This is a genomic window from Variovorax sp. GrIS 2.14, assembly GCF_046115955.1.
Taxonomy (GTDB): domain Bacteria; phylum Pseudomonadota; class Gammaproteobacteria; order Burkholderiales; family Burkholderiaceae_C; genus Variovorax.
The window spans coordinates 597,510-615,989 of record NZ_JBJXIA010000001.1 but is presented as its reverse complement, the minus strand read 5'-3'; the positions used below and the strand labels follow the sequence as shown (position 1 = coordinate 615,989).

The following is an 18,480-nucleotide window of genomic DNA, read 5'->3' as shown; positions in this document are numbered from 1 at the left end:
CTCTACATCCGGAAGTGTTCGCCGAGGTAGACGCGTCGTACCTCGGCGTTGTCGACGATCTCCGAAGGCGTGCCCTGTGCCAGCACTTGCCCGTCGCTGATGATGAAAGCGTGATCGCAGATGCCCAGCGTTTCACGCACGTTGTGGTCGGTGATCAGCACGCCGATGCCGCGCTCTTTGAGAAAACTGATGATTCGCTGGATTTCGATAACGGCAATCGGGTCGATGCCGGCGAAGGGTTCATCCAGCAGGATGAAGCGCGGCTGCGTGGCGAGCGCACGGGCGATTTCGACCCGCCGCCGCTCGCCGCCCGACAGCGACAACGCCGGCGAGTTGCGCAAATGTTCGACGCGCAGGTCGTTCAGCAGCTCGCTCAGCCGCTCTTCCATCCGTGCCTTCGATATCGGGACCGACCTGCCGGACTCGTCGGTGTCTAGCTGCAGCTCGAGCACGGCCCGCACGTTCTCTTCAACGGTGAGCTTGCGAAAAATCGACGCTTCCTGCGGCAGGTAGCTCAGACCCATGCGCGCGCGCTTGTGGATCGGCATGTGCGCGATAGGCTCGCCGTCGATGGTGATCTCGCCCGCATCGGCGCGAACCAGTCCGACGATCATGTAGAACGAGGTCGTTTTTCCGGCGCCGTTCGGGCCGAGCAGCCCGACCACCTCGCCCTTTTGCACGCCGAGCGACACATCCTTGACGACCGTTCGGCTGCCATAGGTCTTTTTGAGGCCGCGCGCTTCGAGGCGGCTGCCGACGTCGATCGCGTCTGCGTTTTCGATCACTTGCGCGGTTCTCCGCCGAGCGTGGTGCTCTGGCGCAGGCCGGAGCCTGCAGCGGGGGTGGCGGGCACCGTCGTGGCCGGCGCGGCACTGGAACCCGAGCCCGGACCGGCCGCAGGCGGAGCCGCTTTGGCGCCACCGGCTGCCGACGCCGGAGCGCGCGGCGTGAGCACCGCCCTGACGCGACCACCCGAAGCACCGGCCGCGACGCTGGCGTCCGGCGGCAAGGTCGAACCGTTGACCGTGAAGGTGTCGTTGCTCTGGTCGTAGACGATCAGCGGGCCGGTGGTTTCGTCGTTGACCTTGGTGCCGATCAGCCGCCGCATCACGGCATGGCCGATGAACTTGACGTTGTCGGCGCGGCTGTCGTATTCGATGCGATCAGCTTCACCCTCTGTCCACTCGTCGCCCGGGGCGTCGCGTTTTTGCTTGTAGTAAGCCAGCTTGCCCGGCTCGGGCGTGACCACGCCGTATTGGTAGCCCTCGGGGTCCTGGCGCACGTCGATGCGGGCGCCGCGAATCACGATCGTGCCCTTGGTGACGAACACCTTGCCGGTGAAAACGCTGGTTTGCTTCAGGTCGTCGTAACGCAGCGCGTCCGACTCGATGTTCATCGGCTTCAGTCGGTCGGCCTTTTCGGCATGCGCCGGCAGGCCGGTGCCGAGTGCCAAGGCGAGCAATGCACCAAAGGTGATCGCGAAAGCAGAACGAAAGGAGCGAAGGGGGGATTTTGAGCGCAGGGTCATAGAGGCACGAAACTTGCTGCGCATTGTATGCGGCCAACTGACACGACCTTGACGAAAAAGCCCGCCGAAGCGGGCTTCTCAAAAAACGCGTGTGACAGCTTCAACCTTTGCGCGCTTCGGTGATCAGGTAGTTGGCGACCTGCAGCGACTTGGTCATGTTGCCGGCGAGCTCGCCGTCGACGTAAAACCGCCCTGCCACGCCAAGAGCAGGCACACCGGCCACCTTGTACTGCTCGGTGATTTGCGTCGCCCGCTTGGCCTTGCTCACCACGCCGAACGAGGTGAACGCCTCCGTGAACTTGACTTTGTCGAGGCCGTTCTTTTCGGCCCACGCAATGATGGCCGCGTCGCCGTTCACGTTCTGGCGTTGGGTGTGGATCGCATTGAAGACCTTCATCGTGTATTCGTCGAGCTTGCCCATGGCATCGAGCGCGTAATACAGGCGCTGCTTAGGCTCGACGTCGTTGCCGACGAACGGCACGGGAACGCGACGGAACGCGGCGTCTTTCGGCAACGTTTTGACCCAGGCTTCGAGCTCGGGCTCGAACGCATTGCAATGCGGACAGTTGTAAGAAAAGAACTCGATGACCTCCACCTTGCCGGCCGGCGCATCGACCGGGACGCGGGGGCTCAAGTCGATGTAGTCCTTGCCGGCCTTGGGCTGAACCTGGGCATGCGAGAGAGAAGCGGCGGACATCAACCCGAGGGATGTGGCGGCCAGAGAAAAGTCACGACGGTTCATGTGTTTCATCAAAGAGGTGCTCCTGTTCGGCTGAAAGAGCCAGAAGTGCCGCGCGGAGTTCCGCGCCCGGTTGATTCAACGCGGCAGAGACGCAGTGCGTCACGCCGCGGCGAGTAAAGAAAAGTCAACGTTCCAAAACTCAACGCTCCACGGCGGACCGCACTCAACGCTGCACCCGCACCAGTGCGGAATCGAAGCCGCCGCCATCGAGGCGATCTTTCAAGTGGTCGGCATCGTCCTTCTTGTTGAACGGGCCGGCGCGCACGCGGTACACGGTGCGACCGGCTTGCTCGCGCTCGGTGACTTTGGCCTCGACACCCATCAGCGACAACTTGGCGCGCTGCGCTTCGGCGTCGTCGGTGGTGCGAAAGGCGCCGGCCTGCACGAAGTAGAGGAACGGGTCTGCGCCACTGGCGTTGGCAGCAGCAGCCGTCGAAGGCGCCACGCTGGCAATGGTGCCGCCGGCGGTCGGGTTGTTGCCGGATCTTGAGCGCGCCAAGTCGCCCAACGGATCGCTCGACGGCGGCAGTGCGTTGGCTTCGGCTGGCACCGGTGCCGTGCGCGGGCGCGGCGCAGCAGGGGTCGTGGACGCACCGGGCGCGACCACGACCGGAACCGGGCCGGTCGAAGGCGCATTGAGCGGGCCGACCGTCGCAGGTGCGGTCACCGAAGGCGGCTGCGGCTTGACGGCACCGGCCTTGCCTGCGAGTGGGCCGTTCGGGTCCCAGTCGCGGTTCTTGCGGGCTTCGGCTTCGTCCTGCTCGGCACCGCCGCGCTGGTTCTTGCTCATGAACGGGATCGGCACCTTGGTCACGTAGACCGCGATGCCCAGCGCCACGCCGAGCCCGAGCACCAGGCCGATGATCAGCCCGATGACGATGTTGCCGCGCTGAACTGAGCGTGTACTTGATTTCATTTTGAGGTTCGGAATCACATCTTGCGTGGCGCACTGACGCCAAGAATTGCGAGGCCATTGTGCAGCACCTGCGCAGTGGCGGCGACCAGCGCCAAACGGGCTTTCTTGACGGCTTCGTCGTCGACCAGAATGCGCTCGGCGTCGTAGTAGCTGTGGTAGCTCGCGGCCAGTTCGCGCAGGTAGAAAGTGACGTCGTGCGGCGCGAAATCCTTGGCAGCGGCGCTCAGCATGTCGGGGTACTTGGCGAGCAGCAACATCAGGGCCTGGGCCGCCGGGCTGTCGAGCGGTGACACGTCGACCGCTTTCAGCGAGGCCTCGTCACCACCCCATGAAGTCAGCACCGAGCAGATGCGCGCGTGCGCGTACTGCACGTAGTAAACCGGGTTGTCGTTGTTTTTGGCCACGGCCAGGTCGACATCGAAGGTGTACTCCGTATCCGGCTTGCGGCTCAGCAGGAAGAAGCGAACGGCGTCGGTGCTGGTCCACTCGATCAAATCGCGCAGCGTGACATAGCTGCCGGCGCGCTTGCTGATCTTGACCTCTTCGCCATCCTTGATGACACGCACCATGGTGTGCAGCACGTAGTCGGGGTAGCTCGGCGGGATGCCTTCACCAACCCCCTGCAGGCCGGCGCGAACCCGTGCGATCGTGCCGTGGTGATCGGTGCCCTGGATATTCACGACGGTGTGGAAGCCGCGCTCCCATTTGGCCAAGTGGTACGCCACGTCGGGCACGAAGTACGTGTACGTACCGTCGCGCTTTTTCATGACGCGGTCCTTGTCGTCGCCGTAGTCGGTCGACTTCAGCCAGAGCGCGCCGTCTTCTTCGTAGGTCTTGCCGGCGGCGACCAGCTTTTGCACGGTCGACTCGACACGGCCGCTGGTGTACAGGCTCGACTCCAGGTAGTAGTTGTCGAAGCGCACCCGGAACGCCTGCAGGTCGAGGTCTTGCTCGTGCCGCAGATAGGCCACGGCGAACTCGCGGATCGAGTCGATATCGGCGATGTCGCCGCTGGCGGTGAACTCCCGGTCGTCCGACTTGACGGTCTTTTTCGCCCTGAAGTCGTCAGCGATATCCGCAATGTATTCGCCGTTGTAGGCGGCGGCCTTTTCACCGCTCGGCCAGTCGGCGTCGCCAGGCTTCAGGCCCTTGGCGCGCATCTGCACGCTGCTGGCGAGCGTCTGGATCTGCACGCCGGCGTCGTTGTAATAGAACTCGCGGAACACGGCATCGCCCTGTGAGGCGCGCAGGTTGCAGATGGCATCGCCCAGCGCGGCTTGGCGGCCATGACCGACGTGCAGCGGACCGGTCGGGTTGGCGGAGACGAACTCGACCAGCACTTTCTCGCCGGTGGGGGCTCGCTGGCCGAAGGTGGCGCGCGCATCGAGCACCTCGCGCACGATCTGCTGCTTGGCGGCGGTCTTCAGGCGGATGTTGAGAAAGCCCGGGCCGGCGATTTCGATCGACTGCACCCATTGCTGGAAGGATTGCGTGGCGAGCAGCGCCGCGCTCACCTCCTCGGCCAGATCGCGAGGCTTGCGCCCGAGCGGCTTGGCGAGTTGCATCGCGGCCGTGCTGGCGAAGTCGCCGTGCGCCGCCACCTTGGGCGACTCGAACGCGGCTTTGGCGCCAGCGCCGGGCGAGAAAGTATCGAGTGTGTTCGCGAGCGCCGCGAGCAACTCCTGTTTGACCAATAGCATCGGCCAATTTTACCGGGCGTAACAGCGGGCTCCTTTCTTGCGTCATCCTGCAGGCACCTTGCCCCGTTAGCATCATTGGCCCCGGTCGGGGCTGCTGTCGTTACTCAACCTCCAGGACATCCACACCATGAAAAAGCTCCTTTCCCTGATCGCCCTCGGCGCGTGTCTCTCTTTCGGTGCAGCCCACGCCCAGAGCGCCTGCGAAACGAAGGCCATGGACAAGAACGGCAAGCCCCTCGCCGGCGCCGCCAAGACCAGCTTCGTGAAGAAGTGCGAGAAGGACACCATGTCCTCGGCAGCGCCCGCATGCGCGACGAAGGCGATGGACAAGAACGGCAAGGCGCTGGCCGGTGCCGCCAAGACCAGCTTCATGAAGAAGTGCGAAGCCGACGCCAAAGGCTGAGACCGCACTGGCGCGACGTCTGCGTCGCACTCAAGAGCCCGCCGCGCGCGGGCTTTTTTGCGTCTGCTTCACCCAACGATGGCAGATCGCGCCAGCACCCGTCTTTGTTCGAGGGCTTACTTGCCGAAGCCGCGCGCGAGGAACACGGCGACCAGCGGGATGAGTGCGATCAGGTGCGCTTGCAACATCACCAGGCGCCGCGTCATCTTGATGTCGCCCTCGAATGGCAGCTTGCCGGTGGAACGCAGCGTTTTGCGCCAGCGAAAGAAGGTCAGCGTCGGAAAGATCGACAGCACGCCGACGATGATGAAGAGCCCCAGCTTCACGTGCAGCAGCGGGTTGGTCCAGTACCAGGCCGTGCCTTTCACGCCCCACCAGGTTCGCGCGATGCCGGTGGCAAGCACCGCGATGGCCGCGATGCCGTAGATCATGTCGACCCTGGCCAGCCGCTCGACCACGGCCGCATTGAGCCACTGCACCCGGCACAGGGCGGCTTCGCTGGCGATGAAGACGACCATCGTCAGGATGGCCAGCAAATGCAGGTACGCGAGGATGGCTTCGAGGGTCATCGATTGCTCTCTAAAGATAGACGGCAGCTCGTCTATTTTGCAACCGCTTCAGCGCATGCGGCGCAACGCGTAGCCCGGATCGGCCGCGAACTTCATCGCCCGCGCCACCTTGTTGAGCAGTCGATCGGCCGGCCGCGGTTCACGCCCCATGACCGCCTTGAACATGCGCAGGTTGTCGGCTTCGTACAGCTTTTGCAGTCGCCCGCTGCCGGTGATGGAGCCGGGGTACATGCGAAACAATGCGATGTCGTCTTCGATGCGAACGAACTTGGCGCCCGCCAGCGCCATGTCCAGGAAGAGTTCGGCATCCCACGAAGTGCGGTTGGTCTTCTTGAAGCCGCCGATCTTGCGGAAGATGCCCTGGCGGAAAAAGGTTCCCTGCTGGAACAGCGTGACGCCACCGTTGACGTAGAGCCAGGGCGTCAGGCGCGACGGCAGGATGCGCTTGCCGCGCTTGCCTTTTTCGTCGGAGAAATAGCCGCAACCCATCACCAGATCGGCGTCGGGCTGACGCTTGAATTCATCGGCCATGCGCTGAAGTGAATTGGGCAGCAGTTCGTCGTCGGCATTGATGAAGGCGAGCACTTCGCCAGCGGCATGGGCGAAGCCCTTGTTCAGGCCATCCGACGGGCCATCGTCTTTTTCATAGACGCGGATGATCCTGTCGCCGTACGAATCGATGATGGCGCGGCTGTCGTCCTTGCTGCCGGGGTCGACCACGATGTATTCGAGGTCGGGGTAGTTCTGGTTCAGCACCGAGTCGATGCAGGCACGCAGGTACTCGCCCTGGTTGAAGGAGATGGTGACGACTGAAATTTTCATGGCCGGATTGTGCAATGCAGCGAGCGCTGTCGAACCCCAGACAAGAACTCGATTCGCCGCCCATTCAGCGAACTTCTCCCCAAAATTCCGGCCTGCCGTACTGCTGCTTCAGAAAATCCAGCCAGAGCCGTACCCGCAGTGGCAGGTGGCGCGCATGCGGAAACAGCGCGTAGATGCCATTGGCCGGCGCGGCGTATTCGTCGAGCAGCGGCACCAGCAGGCCGGCATCGATCTCCGCCTCGACCTCCCAAGTGCTGCGCCAGGCGATGCCGTGTCCGGCCAGGCACCAGTCGTGTAGCACCTGCCCGTCGGAACAATCGAGCGGGCCGTGCGGCTTGAAATGGATCACCTCCAGCTTGCCGGCGGCATCGGGTGTGCGAAAGGCCCAGCCGCGGGTTTGCGAGGCGTCGCTCGACAGCGTGAGGCAGGCGAAGCGCGACAGCTCGCTCGGGTGCTGTGGCGCACCATGCCGCTGGATGAAAGCCGGCGTGGCCACGCAGCGACGGCGGTTGTCGGCCAGCCGCAAGCTGACCAAGGACGAGTCCGGCATGTCGCCCACTCGCACTGCGCAGTCGAAGCCCTCGCCCGCCAGATCCACCACGCGGTCGCTCAGGTTGAGCGAGATCGTGACCTCGGGATGCAGCTCGCGAAAGCGCGGCACCAGCGGCGCGACATGTCGGCGCCCGAAGCCCGCCGGCGCGGTCATGCGCAAGTGGCCGCTGGCCTTGACGCCGCCGGCGCTCACGCTGGCTTCGGCGTTGGCCATGTCGATCAACAGGCGCTGGCAGTCTTCGAGAAAAGCGCTGCCCTCGTGCGTCAGCGTGAGGCGCCGCGTGGTGCGCACCAGCAGCTTGACGCCGAGCCGCTCCTCGAGGGCGTCGAGCCGTCGGCCCATGATGGCCGGCGCCACGCCCTCCGCTTTGGCCGCCGCCGTGAGGCTGCCGCGCGTGGCGATCGAGACGAAGGATTCGAGTTGCTTCAGGCGGTCCATGGCGCCCGATTATTCATACCGGCCACACGAGCGCGGCCGGCCTGGCGAGCACTTCGCCAGCCACTTTGGGGTTGTCCTGCGATTCAGGCTCCGTGAGCGACCTTGTTATGCCTGAGCGCGGCGATCTCTTCGTCGCTGCAGCCGACCTCGGTCAGCAACGCATCCGTGTGTTCGCCCAGCAGCGGTGGTTGGAGCCGGATGCCGGCACGTTTGCCGCCCATGGTGAAAGGCAGCAGCGGCGCCTTCGACATGCTGCCGTCGTTCATTCGAATGGGCGCGAGGCCGCCGTTGGCGTTCAGGTGCGGATCGTCGAACAGCGCCTCGGGACGCGTGATCGGCGCGAAGGGCAACTCGTTCGCCTCGAACACTGCGCTCAGCTCGGCGGCGCTGCGGTCGGCGATGTGCGAACGGAGGATCGGCATCATCCATTCGCGCGCCATCACCCGGTCGTTGTTGGTTTTGAGGCGCGGGTCGGCCATCATTTCTTCGAGGCCGAAAGCCTTGCAGAAGATCGCCCACTGCTTGTCGCTGACCGCCGCGAGAAAGATCTGCTCGCCGTCTTTGACGGTAAAGACGTCGTACACCCCCCAGGCCGATATGCGGCTCGGCATCGGGTCGGCCGCCTTGCCCGTCGCGGCGAACTGCATCATGTGCTGCCCGACCAGAAACACATTGTTCTCGAACAGCGCCGATTGCACTTCGCATCCGACGCCGGTGAGCTCGCGTTGGCGCAATGCAGCCATCGCTCCGATGGCGCCAAACATGCCACCCATGATGTCGTTCACGCTGGTGCCGGCGCGCAGCGGGTCGCCGGAGCGGCCCGTCATGTAGGCCAGCCCGCCCATCATCTGCACCACTTCGTCGAGCGCGGTGCGGTGGTCGTACGGGCCGGGCAAGAAGCCCTTGTGGCTGACGTAGATCAGGCGCGGATTGAGCTTCCTCAACGTGTCGTAGTCGAGCCCCAGTTTCTTCATGGTGCCGGGCTTGAAGTTCTCGCTGGCGATGTCGGCCGTCGCGATCAGGCGGAGCGCCGCCTCGACGCCGGCGGGCTGCTTCAGGTCGAGCGCGATGCTCTTCTTGTTGCGGTTGAAGTTGGGGAAGAATCCTGCCCCGGAGCCCAGCAGGCGGCGCGTGTTGTCGCCCTCGATAGGCTCGACCTTGATGACTTCGGCGCCCAGGTCGCCGAGCACCATGCCGCAGGTCGGCCCCATCACCATGTGGGTGAATTCGACGACGCGGATGCCTTCATAGGGCAGCGGTTGTTTCGTGTCGGACATCTTGGCTTCAGACATGCTCGGCTTCGTTCACGAGACCTTGCGCGAACCTTTGCGCAAAGCCTTTTGGCAACCCCGCTTCCGGCGTCATGCCGTACAGCGGCTCGCCGGGCAGACCGGCCGTCAGCGGCACGCGCGCGGCAATGATTTTGTCGAGGTCGATGCCGGTGCGCACGCCCATCGCTTCGAACATGAAGACGAGGTCTTCGGTCACGACGTTGCCCGACGCGCCTGGCGCATACGGGCACCCGCCCAGACCGCCAAGAGAAGAATCGAAAGTACGCACGCCCTCTTCGTAAGCGGCCAGGCAATTGGCAAGGCCGAGGCCGCGCGTGTTGTGCATGTGCGCGGCGCCGGCCTGGGCGCCGAGCTCGGCACGCAGCCGCTTGAAGAGCCGATGGACCTGCGCCGGGTTGGCGTAGCCGACGGTGTCCGACAAGCCCGACTCGTCGGCACCGGCGGCGACGCATTGCACCGCCAGCCGGATGACGTCGTCTTCGGCCACATGGCCCTGGAGCGTGCAACCGAAAGCCGTGGAGATGCCGGCCTCGAGCAGCACATGCGGCGCGATCTCTCGCCGCAAATCGCTGATGGCGCGCACCTCTTGGACCATCTCGGCCGGCGTCTTGCGCACATTGGCAAGCGAGTGCGCCGGGCTGGCCGACACCGGCATCGTCAGCTTGTGCACTCCGGCTCGCAACGCGGCCTCCGCGCCGCGCCGGTTGGGCACCAGCGCCATGACGGTGAGGCCCTGCAATGTGATCGCGTGGCGCACGACCTCGGCGGCATCCGCCATCTGCGGCAGCAACCGGGCCGGCACGAATGAAGCGACTTCGATCTCGCGCAGGCCGGCGGCGTAGAGCGCGTCGATCCAGCGCAGCTTGTCTGCTGTCGGCATGGTGGCCTTGACCGACTGCAAGCCGTCGCGCGGACCGACCTCGCTGATCAGCACGTCGTACGCCGTGCGGACGTCCGACTTGCGGTTGGATGCAGATTCCAAATTTGTCTCCTGGGCGAATCGATTCGCAGCGGCCATTGTTCTATCAGACGGACACCCCGGGCAGCTGCCGCCGCGCTCACCCCGCCGACGCGTCCCCAAAACGTCGCCTTTGTTGCGCCTGTGCGCGAACCGGCGGCAAAACTTCATGGGCGGGATTGATTGCGCATGTTTTGGTCATCAATCAATCGCTCCGCCGCGTCTCAATGCAGAGCTCGGTATCTAATAGAGTAGCGGCATGCGCACGCCTTCCGCCGTTTTGTTCGATGCCTATGGCACGTTGTTCGACGTGCACAGCGTCGCCGCACTGGCCGAAAGCTTCTTTCCCGGTCAGGGACAGGTGCTCAGCGTGCTGTGGCGCGACAAGCAGATCGAGTACTCGCGCCTCGTGACGTCGAGCAACGATGGCGCGCACTACCAACCCTTCAGTGAACTGACGCGCGCCGGATTGCGCTACGCCTGCCAGCGTCTGGCGCTCGATCTGACGGCCGAACGCGAAGCGGCACTGATGGCGCAATACCTGAGCCTCACCCCGTATCCCGAAGCTCGGGAGGTGCTGGAAGCGCTGCGCACCCGCGGCGTCGTGACCGGCATCCTCTCGAACGGCGACCCCTCGATGCTTGCGCCGCTGGTGCACAACGGCGGCTTCAGCGGCCTGTTCGATCACGTCCTCAGCACCGATGCCGTGCGCAAGTTCAAGACGCATCCCGATGCCTACGCCCTGGGGCCGCAAGCGACGGGCTGCGAAGCGGCCGACATCGTCTTCGTCAGCAGCAACGGCTGGGACGCACTGGCCGCCACCTGGTATGGATTTCGCACGCTCTGGATCAATCGGCTCAGCCTGCCGCTTGAAGCCATCGGACCGACGCCCGAGCGGACCGGCAGCAGCCTGCGCGACGTGCTGGCTTTCTTCTGATTCCGATTTCGTCTTCGACTCTCATCTCTCAACCCCCCTACTTTCCGGACAAGCCCCATGACTGAACGCACCACCGCCCACGGCCTCCAGGTCGCCACCGAGCTCTACCGCTTCGTCGATGAAAAGGTGCTGCCAGCCGCCGGTGTCGAAAGCGCCACGTTCTGGAAAGGCTTCGATGCCATCGTGGCCGACCTGGCGCCGAAGAACATCGCGCTGCTGGCCGAACGCGACCGCCTGCAGACCGAACTGGACATCTGGCACAAGGCGCACCCCGGGCCGATCGCCGACATGTCGACCTATCGCGCCTTCCTCGAAAAGATCGGCTATCTGCTGCCGCAACCGAAGGACACGCAAGCGACCACGACCCACGTCGATGCAGAGCTCGCACTGCAGGCCGGCCCGCAACTGGTGGTACCCATCCTGAATGCACGTTACGCGCTCAACGCGGCCAACGCGCGCTGGGGTTCGCTGTACGACGCGCTCTACGGAACGGACGCGATCCCGGAAACGGATGGGGCCGAAAAAGGGACACGCTACAACCCGGTTCGCGGCGCCAAGGTGATCGGCTTTGCACGCGAAGCACTCGACCAGGCGGCGCCGCTCGACAACGGCTCGCACAAGATGGCGACGCGCTACACGGTGCAAGGCGGCCAGTTGCACATCGCTCTCCAAAGCAACAGCACCTTGCTGGCCGACCCGACCATTTTCGTCGGCTACCGGGGCACGCCAGAAGCACCGACCTCGATCCTGCTGAAGCACAACGGCATTCACATCGACATCGTCATCGATCCGACCACGGCGATCGGCAAGACCGATGCGGCCGGCGTGAGCGATGTGGTGATGGAGGCAGCGCTTTCCACCATCCTCGACCTCGAAGACTCGGTGGCGGTGGTCGATGCGGCCGACAAGGTGGTCGCGTATTCGAACTGGCTCGGCATCATGCAGGGCACGCTGACCGAAGAAGTCGCCAAGGGCGGCAAGACCTTCACGCGCGGCCTGAACCCCGACCGCGAATACACCGGCGCCGACGGCAAGCCGTTGAAGCTCCATGGCCGCTCGCTGATGTTCCTGCGCAATGTCGGCCACCTGATGACCAACCCGGCCGTGCTGTACGACGGCAAGAAGGAAATCCCGGAAGGCATCCTCGATGCCGTGGTGACGACGACCATCGCGACCATCGACCTGAAACGAAAGGGCAACTCGCGCACTGGCAGCGTCTACATCGTGAAGCCGAAGATGCACGGTCCGGCGGAAGTGGCCTTCGCCAGCGAACTGTTCGGCCGCGTCGAACAGCTGCTGGGCTTGCCCGCCAACACCGTCAAGCTCGGCATCATGGACGAGGAGCGCCGCACCAGCGTCAATCTGAAGGCCTGCATCGCCGAGGCCGCCGCACGCGTCGCCTTCATCAACACGGGCTTCCTCGATCGCACCGGCGACGAGATGCACACCGCCATGCAGGGCGGCGCCATGATCCGCAAGGGCGACATGAAATCGAGCGCATGGATCGGCGCTTATGAAAAGAACAACGTGCTGGTCGGCCTGAGCTGCGGCCTACGCGGCAAGGCGCAGATCGGCAAGGGCATGTGGGCCATGCCCGACCTGATGTCCGACATGCTCAAGCAGAAGATCGCGCACCCCAAGGCCGGCGCCAACACGGCGTGGGTGCCCTCGCCCACTGCGGCCACGCTGCACGCACTGCACTACCACCTGGTCAGCGTGACGACGGTGCAGATGGAGCTGGAAAAGATCGACGCCGACGGCGAGCGCGACAACATCCTCAATGCGCTGCTGCAGGTGCCGATCGCGACGCCAGCCACCAGGACCGACTGGAGCGCCGCAGAAAAGCAGCAGGAACTCGACAACAACGTGCAGGGCATCCTCGGCTACGTGGTGCGCTGGATCGACCAGGGCGTGGGCTGCTCCAAGGTGCCCGACATCCACAACGTCGGCCTGATGGAAGACCGCGCCACGCTGCGCATCAGCAGCCAGCACATCGCCAATTGGCTGCTGCACGGCGTCGTGACCAAGGCGCAAGTGAACGAGACCTTCGAGCGCATGGCTGCGGTGGTCGACAAGCAGAACGCGGGCGACTCGATCTACCAGCCGATGGCCGGGCACTTCCAGACTTCGGCTGCGTACATGGCAGCGCAAGACCTGGTGTTCAAGGGGGTCGAGCAGCCGAGCGGGTACACCGAACCGCTGCTGCATGCGTGGCGCTTGAAGGTGAAGGGCGAAGCCTGATACGGGTTCTTGCCCCTCGGAGCAAAGCGCCTTCGGGCGCTTTTTTCATGCCCGTGACTATCGGGTTTTGTCCTACACATCCAAAGAGACACGATCTCCGTATCACCTCCAAGCGCTTGGCGCCTCCGAGCTGTTGGCGGTTTCCACAGAGCTTCTTCAAACCATCTAATTCTTCTGGAGCCTCCAATGAAAAAACTCATGATTGCGGTCGGCGTTTCGGTCTTGCTCAGCGCTTGCGCGGGCGGTATGGGCATGGGCGGTAGCGGCATGTCGGGCGGCAGCGGCATGGCGGCCAATCCGATGGTCGGCGGTGCACCGATGTATGCCAACAAGGACATCGTCGACAACGCCGTCAACTCGAAGGACCACACCACGCTGGTCGCTGCAGTCAAGGCCGCAGGCTTGGTCGATACGCTGAAGAGCCCTGGCCCGTTCACCGTGTTCGCACCGACCAACGAAGCCTTCGCCGCGCTGCCGCCCGGCACGGTCGACACGCTGCTCAAGCCTGAGAACAAGCCGACATTGACCAAGGTGCTGACGTACCACGTGGTGCCTGGCAAGATGGATGCAGCCGCCTTGATGAGCGCAATCACCGCCGGTGGTGGCAAGGCAACGCTCAAGACCGCCAGCGGCGGCACGCTGACCGCTACGACGAGCGGCGGAAACGTCCTGATCACCGACGCCAAGGGCGGCACCGCGATGGTGACGATCGCCAACGTGTACCAGTCGAACGGCGTGATCCACGTGGTCAACAAGGTTCTGATCCCAGGCTGATCGCACGCGCTCTGTAAAACAACAGATGGCCCCTCGCGCGGGGCCATCTGCGAACGATAGTCAGCCTGCGTCGGCAATACGCAACGCAGGCTGACTATCATTCGTCACAAATGTTACCCGCCCAACCTCCGCGCCGGCTGCGAATCCTCCACATCGAGCCCTCTGCGGCCGACCATGCGAAGGCCCGGGCGGCTCTCGAACTGAACGGTTCCGACTACGCCATCGAGCGCATCGAAACGCTGGCCGAGTTGAACGACCGGCTGGAGCGGCAGGTTTGCGATGTCATCGTCGCGGCTTATCACGCGAATGGCTTCACCGCGATGGACGCCTGGGACATCGTGCTCGGATCATCGGGTGTGCAGCCACCCTTCATCGTGCTGTCAAATTCGGCCAGCGAGTCCGATGCCATCGACGCGATCCGCCGCGGCGTCAGCGACTTCGTCCGCAAGAGCGCGTTGCCCGACCTGCCCCGCGCCATCGTGCGGGCGCTCGGCGCCAACCAGATGCGCACCGTCAAGGAAGACTCCCATGCAGAACTCGCCGGTTCCATGCGGCGCTCGTCCGAGCTCAACGAATACCTGCAGGCTTGCCTGGAAGAAGAGCGCCAGTCGATCGCGCGCGAGGTGCACGACGACATTGGCGGCTCGTTGGCGGCGGTCAAGTTCGACCTCGCCTGGATCGGTCGCCGCGCCAAAGATCCGGCGATCGTCGAACATGTGAACGGCGCGATCGAAACGCTGCAGCACGCCATCGACGCCAGCCAGCGCATCGTCCAAGACCTGCGGCCGCCCATCCTCGACCAGGGCATCGTGGCGGCGGTCGACTGGCTCGCCACTGCCTTCGAGCGGCGCACCGGCGTGAAGACATCCTTCACCGCGACGCACGAAACCATCGATGCGTCCGATGCCGTCAAGCTGGTGGCCTACCGCACCGCGCAAGAGGCGCTGACCAACATCGCCAAGCACGCCGATTGCAGCGAAGTGCACATCGATTTGTCGGACGGCGAGAACGTGCTCACACTCGAAGTGACCGACAACGGCCGTGGCCTGACGCGTGCCGAACTCGACAAGCCCAAGACCTTCGGACTCAAAGGCCTCGGCGAACGCGCCCGCACCGTCGACGGCTGGCTCGACATCAGCAACCAGGGCGGCATCGGCACATCGATCATTTTGTCGGTGCCGCTGGAACGGGCAGAAACATGATCCATGTGGTGTTGTGCGACGACCATGCCGTCGTGCGCAGGGGTATCAGGGACACGCTATCGGAAGCGGTCGATATCAAGGTGACGGGCGAGGCGGGCGGCTATGCCGAACTGCGCGAGCTTCTGCGCTCCACGCTGTGCGACGTGCTGTTGCTCGATCTCAGCATGCCCGGCCGCGGAGGCCTGGAAGTGCTGACCGGCCTGACCGAAACCGATTCGCCCATCAAGGTGCTGGTGGTGTCGATGTTCCCGGCCGACCAGTACGCGATCCGTTGTCTGCGCGCTGGCGCCAAGGGCTACGTGAGCAAGGCCGGCGACCCCGACGAGTTGATCTCGGCGACGCGCACTGTCGCGCAAGGCCGCAAGTACGTCACCGCTGAAGTCGCGCAGATGCTGGCCGACTCGGTGGCTCGCCCAGCGCTGGAAGCGGCGCATGCCGCGCTGTCGGAACGCGAGCTGCAGACCCTCATCAAGATCGCATCGGGCCAGCGTCTTTCGGACATTGCGGAAGAGCTGATGCTGAGCCCCAAGACGGTGAGCGTGTACCGCACGCGGGTGATGGAAAAGCTCGGGTTGCCGACGAATGCGGCGCTGACGGTTTATGCGATTCGGAACAATTTGATTTAGGCGACCGGCTTGGCCCCAACCGGCACTGCATGCAGCCGGATACCAAGGGCTCCGACGACGCGAAGAATGGTCGCGAACTCGGGATTTCCAGAAGGCGAGAGCGCCTTATACAGACTCTCTCTCCCGAGGCCGGTTTCGCGAGCGAGCTGTGACATGCCTTTGGAACGCGCGATGTCGCCCAACGCTGCGGCGACGAGCGATGCATCGCCTTCTTCGAGCGCCGCTTCAAGATAGGCCGCCATGTCTTCATCGGTCTGAAGATGTTCGGCGGGATCCCATATACGAGTCGTCTTGGTCATATTTGCTCCGCGTAATGACGCGCCAGTTGCTTGGCTTTCTTGATGTCACGTGCTTGCGTGGACTTGTCACCGCCAACCAGCAGCAAGACATAGTGACCCCGATGCTGCACGAAGTAGACCCTGTAGCCCGGGCCATAGTCGATCTTCAGCTCTGAAACACCTTCTCCAACAGGTTCGACAGATCCCAGGTTTCCGAGCGACAGGCGTCGAATTCGAATGTCTACACGAGCACGTGACGTTCGATCTTTCAGCGACGCGAACCACTTTTCGTATTCAGGTGTTTCGCGAACTTCGATCAAGCTCAAACTGTATCACATGAGATACAAAAGAATGACCTCGGGGCGCGCCCTACATCCGCGCCATCATCTGCTCCATCAGCATCAACAACGGCTGCTCCATCATCGGCAGCGTCAACGTGATGCCGACCAGCCCGGCCACCAGCGTCACCGGAAAGCCGATCGCGTAAATGTTCATCTGCGGCGCGACGCGTGAAATGACGCCGAGCACGAGGTTGGTGAAAAGCAGCAAGCCGATCATCGGCAGCGCGATCCACAGCGCGCTCGCGAACAGCTCGGTGCCCAGCTCGTGAATGCGCATGCGGCCCATCGCCTGCATGAAGCTGCCGCCGATCGGGAAGGCGTCGAAGCTCTTCATCACCGCCATGACGATGGTGAGATGGCCGTTGATTGCGATGAACAGCAGTGTGGCGATGTTGCCGAGGAAGCTCGACACCGCACTGGTCTGCGCGTTGCTCATCGGATTGAAGAACGACGCGAAATTGAGGCCCATCTGCAGGCCGACCAACTCGCCCGCCAATTCGACCGCGGTGAACACCAGCCGCACGGTGAAGCCGATCGCCATGCCGATGCCGACCTGCTGGATAAGCGTGCCGAGCATCGCGACGCTGTCGAGCGCCACCATCGGCTGGCCTTGCAACGTGGGCTGCGCGCACAGCGCGATCAGGAAGGCGAGGCCGATGCGCGCGCGAATGGGAATGGCGCGCGTAGAGAAGAGCGGCGCGGTAGTGAAGAGCCCGAGCACGCGCAGGAACGGCCAGAGCACCGGCGTGATCCAGCCCATGAGCTGGGCTTCGGTGAAGGTCAGCACCCTACAAGACCATCTGCGGAATCGATTCGATCGTGCGGCGGATGTAGTCGACCAGCGTGTTGAGCATCCACGGGCCGGCGATCGCGAACACGGCCACGGCGGCGATCAGCTTGGGCACGAAAGCCAGCGTGGCTTCATGAATCTGCGTGATCGCCTGGAAGATGCTGACCAGCAAACCGACGGCCAACACCGCGAGCAGCACGGGCAGCGATACGGTGAGCAGCAGGACCAGTGCTTCCTGGCCGATGGTCAATGCGGTTTGTGCGTTCATGGGGGCTGTTTCAGGTCTGGGTCAACCTCGCTACTGCACGAAGCTGGCGGCCAGCGAACCGATCAGCAGGTTCCATCCATCGGCCAGCACGAACAGCATGAGCTTGAACGGCAAGGCGACGAGCACCGGCGACAACATCATCATGCCGAGCGACATCAGGATGCTCGACACCACGATGTCGATGACCAGGAACGGGATGAAGATCATGAAGCCGATCTGGAAGGCCGACTTCAGCTCACTCGTCGCAAACGCCGGGATCAGTACGCGGATCGGCGCGGTCTCGGCAGTCACGTCGGCAGGCAACTTGGCAAGCCGCGCGAACAGCGCGAAGTCCGACTGCCGCGTCTGCTTGAGCATGAACTCACGCATCGGCGCTTCTGCCTTGCCGAGCGCCGCCTCGAACTGCAGCGTGTTGTTGGTGTACGGCACATAGGCTTCGCTGTAGACCCGGTCGATGGTCGGACCCATCACGAAGAAAGTCAAAAAGAGCGAGAGCCCGACCACCACCTGGTTGGGCGGTGCCGACTGCGTGCCGAGCGCCTGCCGCAGGAGCGACAGCACGATCACGATGCGGGTGAAGCCGGTCATCATCAACAAGATGGCGGGCAGGAAAGACAGAGCGGTAAAGAACAGCAGCGTCTGCACCGGCACCGAGTAACTCGTACCACCGGCACCCGTGCCGATGACCAGCGGCAACTGACCACCCTGCCCCGTCGCTTGCGCAAAGACCGAGGGCGCAACGGCACTCAGGCCGAGTGCGACCAGGGCGCCGATCCATGCATGGCGACGCTTGCTCCGGGCGTCAGACATCGATGGCGTCCTGCGCTGCGTGAACCGGATTGGCCGGCAGCACATGCAGGCAATTGATCGACTGCCCCGTCACGCCCAGTACGAGCCAGGTGCGCGCACCTTGCGGTCCGACTTCGAGCGTGACCACGCGTTGCTGCGGACCGACCACGACGGTCGACAGCAGCTTCGACGCCTCGCCATCGACCATGCCGGAAGCGCCGAGCCGCCGCGCCTGCAAACGACGCAGCAGGTAGGGCGCGCAGGCGAGCAGTGCCAGGAACAGCACGACGGTGAAAAGGCTTTGTGCCATCGA

22 protein-coding genes are annotated in these 18,480 nt (G+C 63.9%); 6 read left to right on the top strand and 16 right to left on the bottom strand.

What is annotated here, in order from left to right; all coding sequences use genetic code 11:
* Positions 1-2 precede the first annotated feature (2 nt).
* The 5 genes from lptB to argS all read right to left on the bottom strand — a co-directional run bounded on the left by lptB (position 3) and on the right by argS (position 4,886).
* Positions 3-785 carry an LPS export ABC transporter ATP-binding protein gene (lptB, locus tag RCH10_RS02905; RefSeq protein ID WP_409051190.1) on the bottom strand — a complete coding sequence of 261 codons (783 nt, stop codon included), beginning with the start codon at positions 783-785 and terminating at the stop codon, positions 3-5.
* Positions 782-1,528, bottom strand: coding sequence for a lipopolysaccharide transport periplasmic protein LptA (lptA, locus tag RCH10_RS02900; protein WP_409051189.1), 747 nt, complete (start codon positions 1,526-1,528; stop codon positions 782-784). The genes lptB and lptA overlap by 4 nt, the downstream gene beginning before the upstream one ends.
* Positions 1,529-1,628: 100 nt before the next feature.
* On the bottom strand, positions 1,629-2,270 hold the full coding sequence (locus RCH10_RS02895; protein ID WP_323498626.1) for a thiol:disulfide interchange protein DsbA/DsbL: 642 nt from the start codon (positions 2,268-2,270) through the stop codon (positions 1,629-1,631).
* Between the two features lie 163 nt (positions 2,271-2,433).
* Entirely contained in the window at positions 2,434-3,186 is a 753-nt protein-coding gene (locus RCH10_RS02890) for an SPOR domain-containing protein (protein WP_409051188.1), read from the bottom strand.
* Between the two features lie 14 nt (positions 3,187-3,200).
* Complete coding sequence (argS, locus tag RCH10_RS02885) at positions 3,201-4,886, bottom strand: arginine--tRNA ligase (RefSeq protein WP_409051187.1); 1,686 nt, start codon at positions 4,884-4,886, stop codon at positions 3,201-3,203.
* Between the two features lie 127 nt (positions 4,887-5,013).
* On the opposite strand from argS, the gene RCH10_RS02880 reads away from it, so the two are divergent.
* Positions 5,014-5,289, top strand: a complete 276-nt coding sequence (locus tag RCH10_RS02880; RefSeq protein ID WP_323498630.1) for a hypothetical protein — start codon at positions 5,014-5,016, stop codon at positions 5,287-5,289.
* A gap of 116 nt (positions 5,290-5,405) precedes the next feature.
* Here the strand turns inward: RCH10_RS02880 and RCH10_RS02875 are convergent, their stop codons facing one another.
* The 5 genes from RCH10_RS02875 to RCH10_RS02855 all read right to left on the bottom strand — a co-directional run bounded on the left by RCH10_RS02875 (position 5,406) and on the right by RCH10_RS02855 (position 9,945).
* Positions 5,406-5,858, bottom strand: coding sequence for a DUF2214 family protein (locus RCH10_RS02875; RefSeq protein ID WP_409051186.1), 453 nt, complete (start codon positions 5,856-5,858; stop codon positions 5,406-5,408).
* Positions 5,859-5,906: 48 nt separating this feature from the next.
* Positions 5,907-6,680: a glycosyltransferase family 2 protein gene (locus RCH10_RS02870; protein WP_409051185.1), complete on the bottom strand. Its 774-nt coding sequence runs from the start codon at positions 6,678-6,680 to the stop codon at positions 5,907-5,909.
* 64 nt (positions 6,681-6,744) lie between these two features.
* Complete coding sequence (locus tag RCH10_RS02865) at positions 6,745-7,671, bottom strand: LysR family transcriptional regulator (protein WP_409051184.1); 927 nt, start codon at positions 7,669-7,671, stop codon at positions 6,745-6,747.
* An 83-nt stretch (positions 7,672-7,754) separates the two neighbouring features.
* Positions 7,755-8,948, bottom strand: coding sequence for a CaiB/BaiF CoA transferase family protein (locus RCH10_RS02860; RefSeq protein WP_409051326.1), 1,194 nt, complete (start codon positions 8,946-8,948; stop codon positions 7,755-7,757).
* Positions 8,949-8,955: 7 nt separating this feature from the next.
* Entirely contained in the window at positions 8,956-9,945 is a 990-nt protein-coding gene (locus tag RCH10_RS02855) for a hydroxymethylglutaryl-CoA lyase (RefSeq protein ID WP_409051183.1), read from the bottom strand.
* Positions 9,946-10,180: 235 nt separating this feature from the next.
* Between RCH10_RS02855 and RCH10_RS02850 the strand changes: the two genes are divergently transcribed.
* The 5 genes from RCH10_RS02850 (at position 10,181) to RCH10_RS02830 (ending at position 15,701) form a co-directional block, all read left to right on the top strand.
* The gene (locus RCH10_RS02850; protein WP_409051182.1) at positions 10,181-10,858 is read left to right on the top strand and encodes a haloacid dehalogenase type II; all 678 of its coding nucleotides are present in this window, start codon (positions 10,181-10,183) and stop codon (positions 10,856-10,858) included.
* A gap of 57 nt (positions 10,859-10,915) precedes the next feature.
* Positions 10,916-13,099, top strand: a complete 2,184-nt coding sequence (locus RCH10_RS02845; protein WP_409051181.1) for a malate synthase G — start codon at positions 10,916-10,918, stop codon at positions 13,097-13,099.
* A 186-nt stretch (positions 13,100-13,285) separates the two neighbouring features.
* Positions 13,286-13,873 carry a fasciclin domain-containing protein gene (locus RCH10_RS02840; protein ID WP_409051180.1) on the top strand — a complete coding sequence of 196 codons (588 nt, stop codon included), beginning with the start codon at positions 13,286-13,288 and terminating at the stop codon, positions 13,871-13,873.
* Between the two features lie 110 nt (positions 13,874-13,983).
* Complete coding sequence (locus tag RCH10_RS02835; protein WP_409051179.1) at positions 13,984-15,075, top strand: histidine kinase; 1,092 nt, start codon at positions 13,984-13,986, stop codon at positions 15,073-15,075.
* A complete protein-coding gene (locus tag RCH10_RS02830) occupies positions 15,072-15,701 on the top strand; it encodes a response regulator (RefSeq protein WP_409051178.1) in 630 nt (209 codons plus the stop codon). The genes RCH10_RS02835 and RCH10_RS02830 overlap by 4 nt, the downstream gene beginning before the upstream one ends.
* Here the strand turns inward: RCH10_RS02830 and RCH10_RS02825 are convergent.
* From RCH10_RS02825 to RCH10_RS02800, 6 genes are read right to left on the bottom strand one after another with little or no spacing between them, the layout of a single operon-like run.
* The gene (locus RCH10_RS02825; RefSeq protein WP_323498644.1) at positions 15,698-16,000 is read right to left on the bottom strand and encodes an addiction module antidote protein; all 303 of its coding nucleotides are present in this window, start codon (positions 15,998-16,000) and stop codon (positions 15,698-15,700) included. The two genes, RCH10_RS02830 and RCH10_RS02825, sit on opposite strands and share 4 nt — an antisense overlap.
* Positions 15,997-16,299, bottom strand: a complete 303-nt coding sequence (locus RCH10_RS02820) for a type II toxin-antitoxin system RelE/ParE family toxin (RefSeq protein WP_409051177.1) — start codon at positions 16,297-16,299, stop codon at positions 15,997-15,999. Before RCH10_RS02820 ends, RCH10_RS02825 begins: the two co-directional genes overlap by 4 nt.
* Before the next feature lie 49 nt (positions 16,300-16,348).
* Positions 16,349-17,107, bottom strand: coding sequence for a flagellar biosynthetic protein FliR (gene fliR / locus RCH10_RS02815; protein ID WP_187053382.1), 759 nt, complete (start codon positions 17,105-17,107; stop codon positions 16,349-16,351).
* 1 nt (position 17,108) lies between these two features.
* On the bottom strand, positions 17,109-17,378 hold the full coding sequence (gene fliQ / locus RCH10_RS02810) for a flagellar biosynthesis protein FliQ (protein WP_187053383.1): 270 nt from the start codon (positions 17,376-17,378) through the stop codon (positions 17,109-17,111).
* A gap of 30 nt (positions 17,379-17,408) precedes the next feature.
* Positions 17,409-18,188: a flagellar type III secretion system pore protein FliP gene (gene fliP, locus RCH10_RS02805; protein WP_409051176.1), complete on the bottom strand. Its 780-nt coding sequence runs from the start codon at positions 18,186-18,188 to the stop codon at positions 17,409-17,411.
* Entirely contained in the window at positions 18,181-18,477 is a 297-nt protein-coding gene (locus RCH10_RS02800; RefSeq protein WP_409051175.1) for a FliO/MopB family protein, read from the bottom strand. The genes fliP and RCH10_RS02800 overlap by 8 nt, the downstream gene beginning before the upstream one ends.
* Between the last annotated feature and the right edge of the window lie 3 nt (positions 18,478-18,480).

Bases quoted from the DNA above. Each gene is read 5' to 3' on its own strand.
- RCH10_RS02875 (WP_409051186.1), bottom strand. From the start codon at position 5,858: ATGACCCTCGAAGCCATCCTCGCGTACCTGCATTTGCTGGCCATCCTG.
- RCH10_RS02835 (WP_409051179.1), top strand. From the start codon at position 13,984: ATGTTACCCGCCCAACCTCCGCGCCGGCTGCGAATCCTCCACATCGAG.
- RCH10_RS02850 (WP_409051182.1), top strand. From the start codon at position 10,181: ATGCGCACGCCTTCCGCCGTTTTGTTCGATGCCTATGGCACGTTGTTC.
- RCH10_RS02825 (WP_323498644.1), bottom strand. From the start codon at position 16,000: ATGACCAAGACGACTCGTATATGGGATCCCGCCGAACATCTTCAGACC.
- fliQ (WP_187053383.1), bottom strand. From the start codon at position 17,378: ATGAACGCACAAACCGCATTGACCATCGGCCAGGAAGCACTGGTCCTG.
- RCH10_RS02865 (WP_409051184.1), bottom strand. From the start codon at position 7,671: ATGGACCGCCTGAAGCAACTCGAATCCTTCGTCTCGATCGCCACGCGC.
- lptA (WP_409051189.1), bottom strand. From the start codon at position 1,528: ATGACCCTGCGCTCAAAATCCCCCCTTCGCTCCTTTCGTTCTGCTTTC.
- RCH10_RS02880 (WP_323498630.1), top strand. From the start codon at position 5,014: ATGAAAAAGCTCCTTTCCCTGATCGCCCTCGGCGCGTGTCTCTCTTTC.
- RCH10_RS02830 (WP_409051178.1), top strand. From the start codon at position 15,072: ATGATCCATGTGGTGTTGTGCGACGACCATGCCGTCGTGCGCAGGGGT.
- RCH10_RS02840 (WP_409051180.1), top strand. From the start codon at position 13,286: ATGAAAAAACTCATGATTGCGGTCGGCGTTTCGGTCTTGCTCAGCGCT.
- argS (WP_409051187.1), bottom strand. From the start codon at position 4,886: ATGCTATTGGTCAAACAGGAGTTGCTCGCGGCGCTCGCGAACACACTC.
- RCH10_RS02860 (WP_409051326.1), bottom strand. From the start codon at position 8,948: ATGTCCGACACGAAACAACCGCTGCCCTATGAAGGCATCCGCGTCGTC.
- RCH10_RS02845 (WP_409051181.1), top strand. From the start codon at position 10,916: ATGACTGAACGCACCACCGCCCACGGCCTCCAGGTCGCCACCGAGCTC.
- fliP (WP_409051176.1), bottom strand. From the start codon at position 18,188: ATGTCTGACGCCCGGAGCAAGCGTCGCCATGCATGGATCGGCGCCCTG.
- RCH10_RS02895 (WP_323498626.1), bottom strand. From the start codon at position 2,270: ATGAACCGTCGTGACTTTTCTCTGGCCGCCACATCCCTCGGGTTGATG.
- RCH10_RS02800 (WP_409051175.1), bottom strand. From the start codon at position 18,477: ATGGCACAAAGCCTTTTCACCGTCGTGCTGTTCCTGGCACTGCTCGCC.
- RCH10_RS02890 (WP_409051188.1), bottom strand. From the start codon at position 3,186: ATGAAATCAAGTACACGCTCAGTTCAGCGCGGCAACATCGTCATCGGG.
- RCH10_RS02870 (WP_409051185.1), bottom strand. From the start codon at position 6,680: ATGAAAATTTCAGTCGTCACCATCTCCTTCAACCAGGGCGAGTACCTG.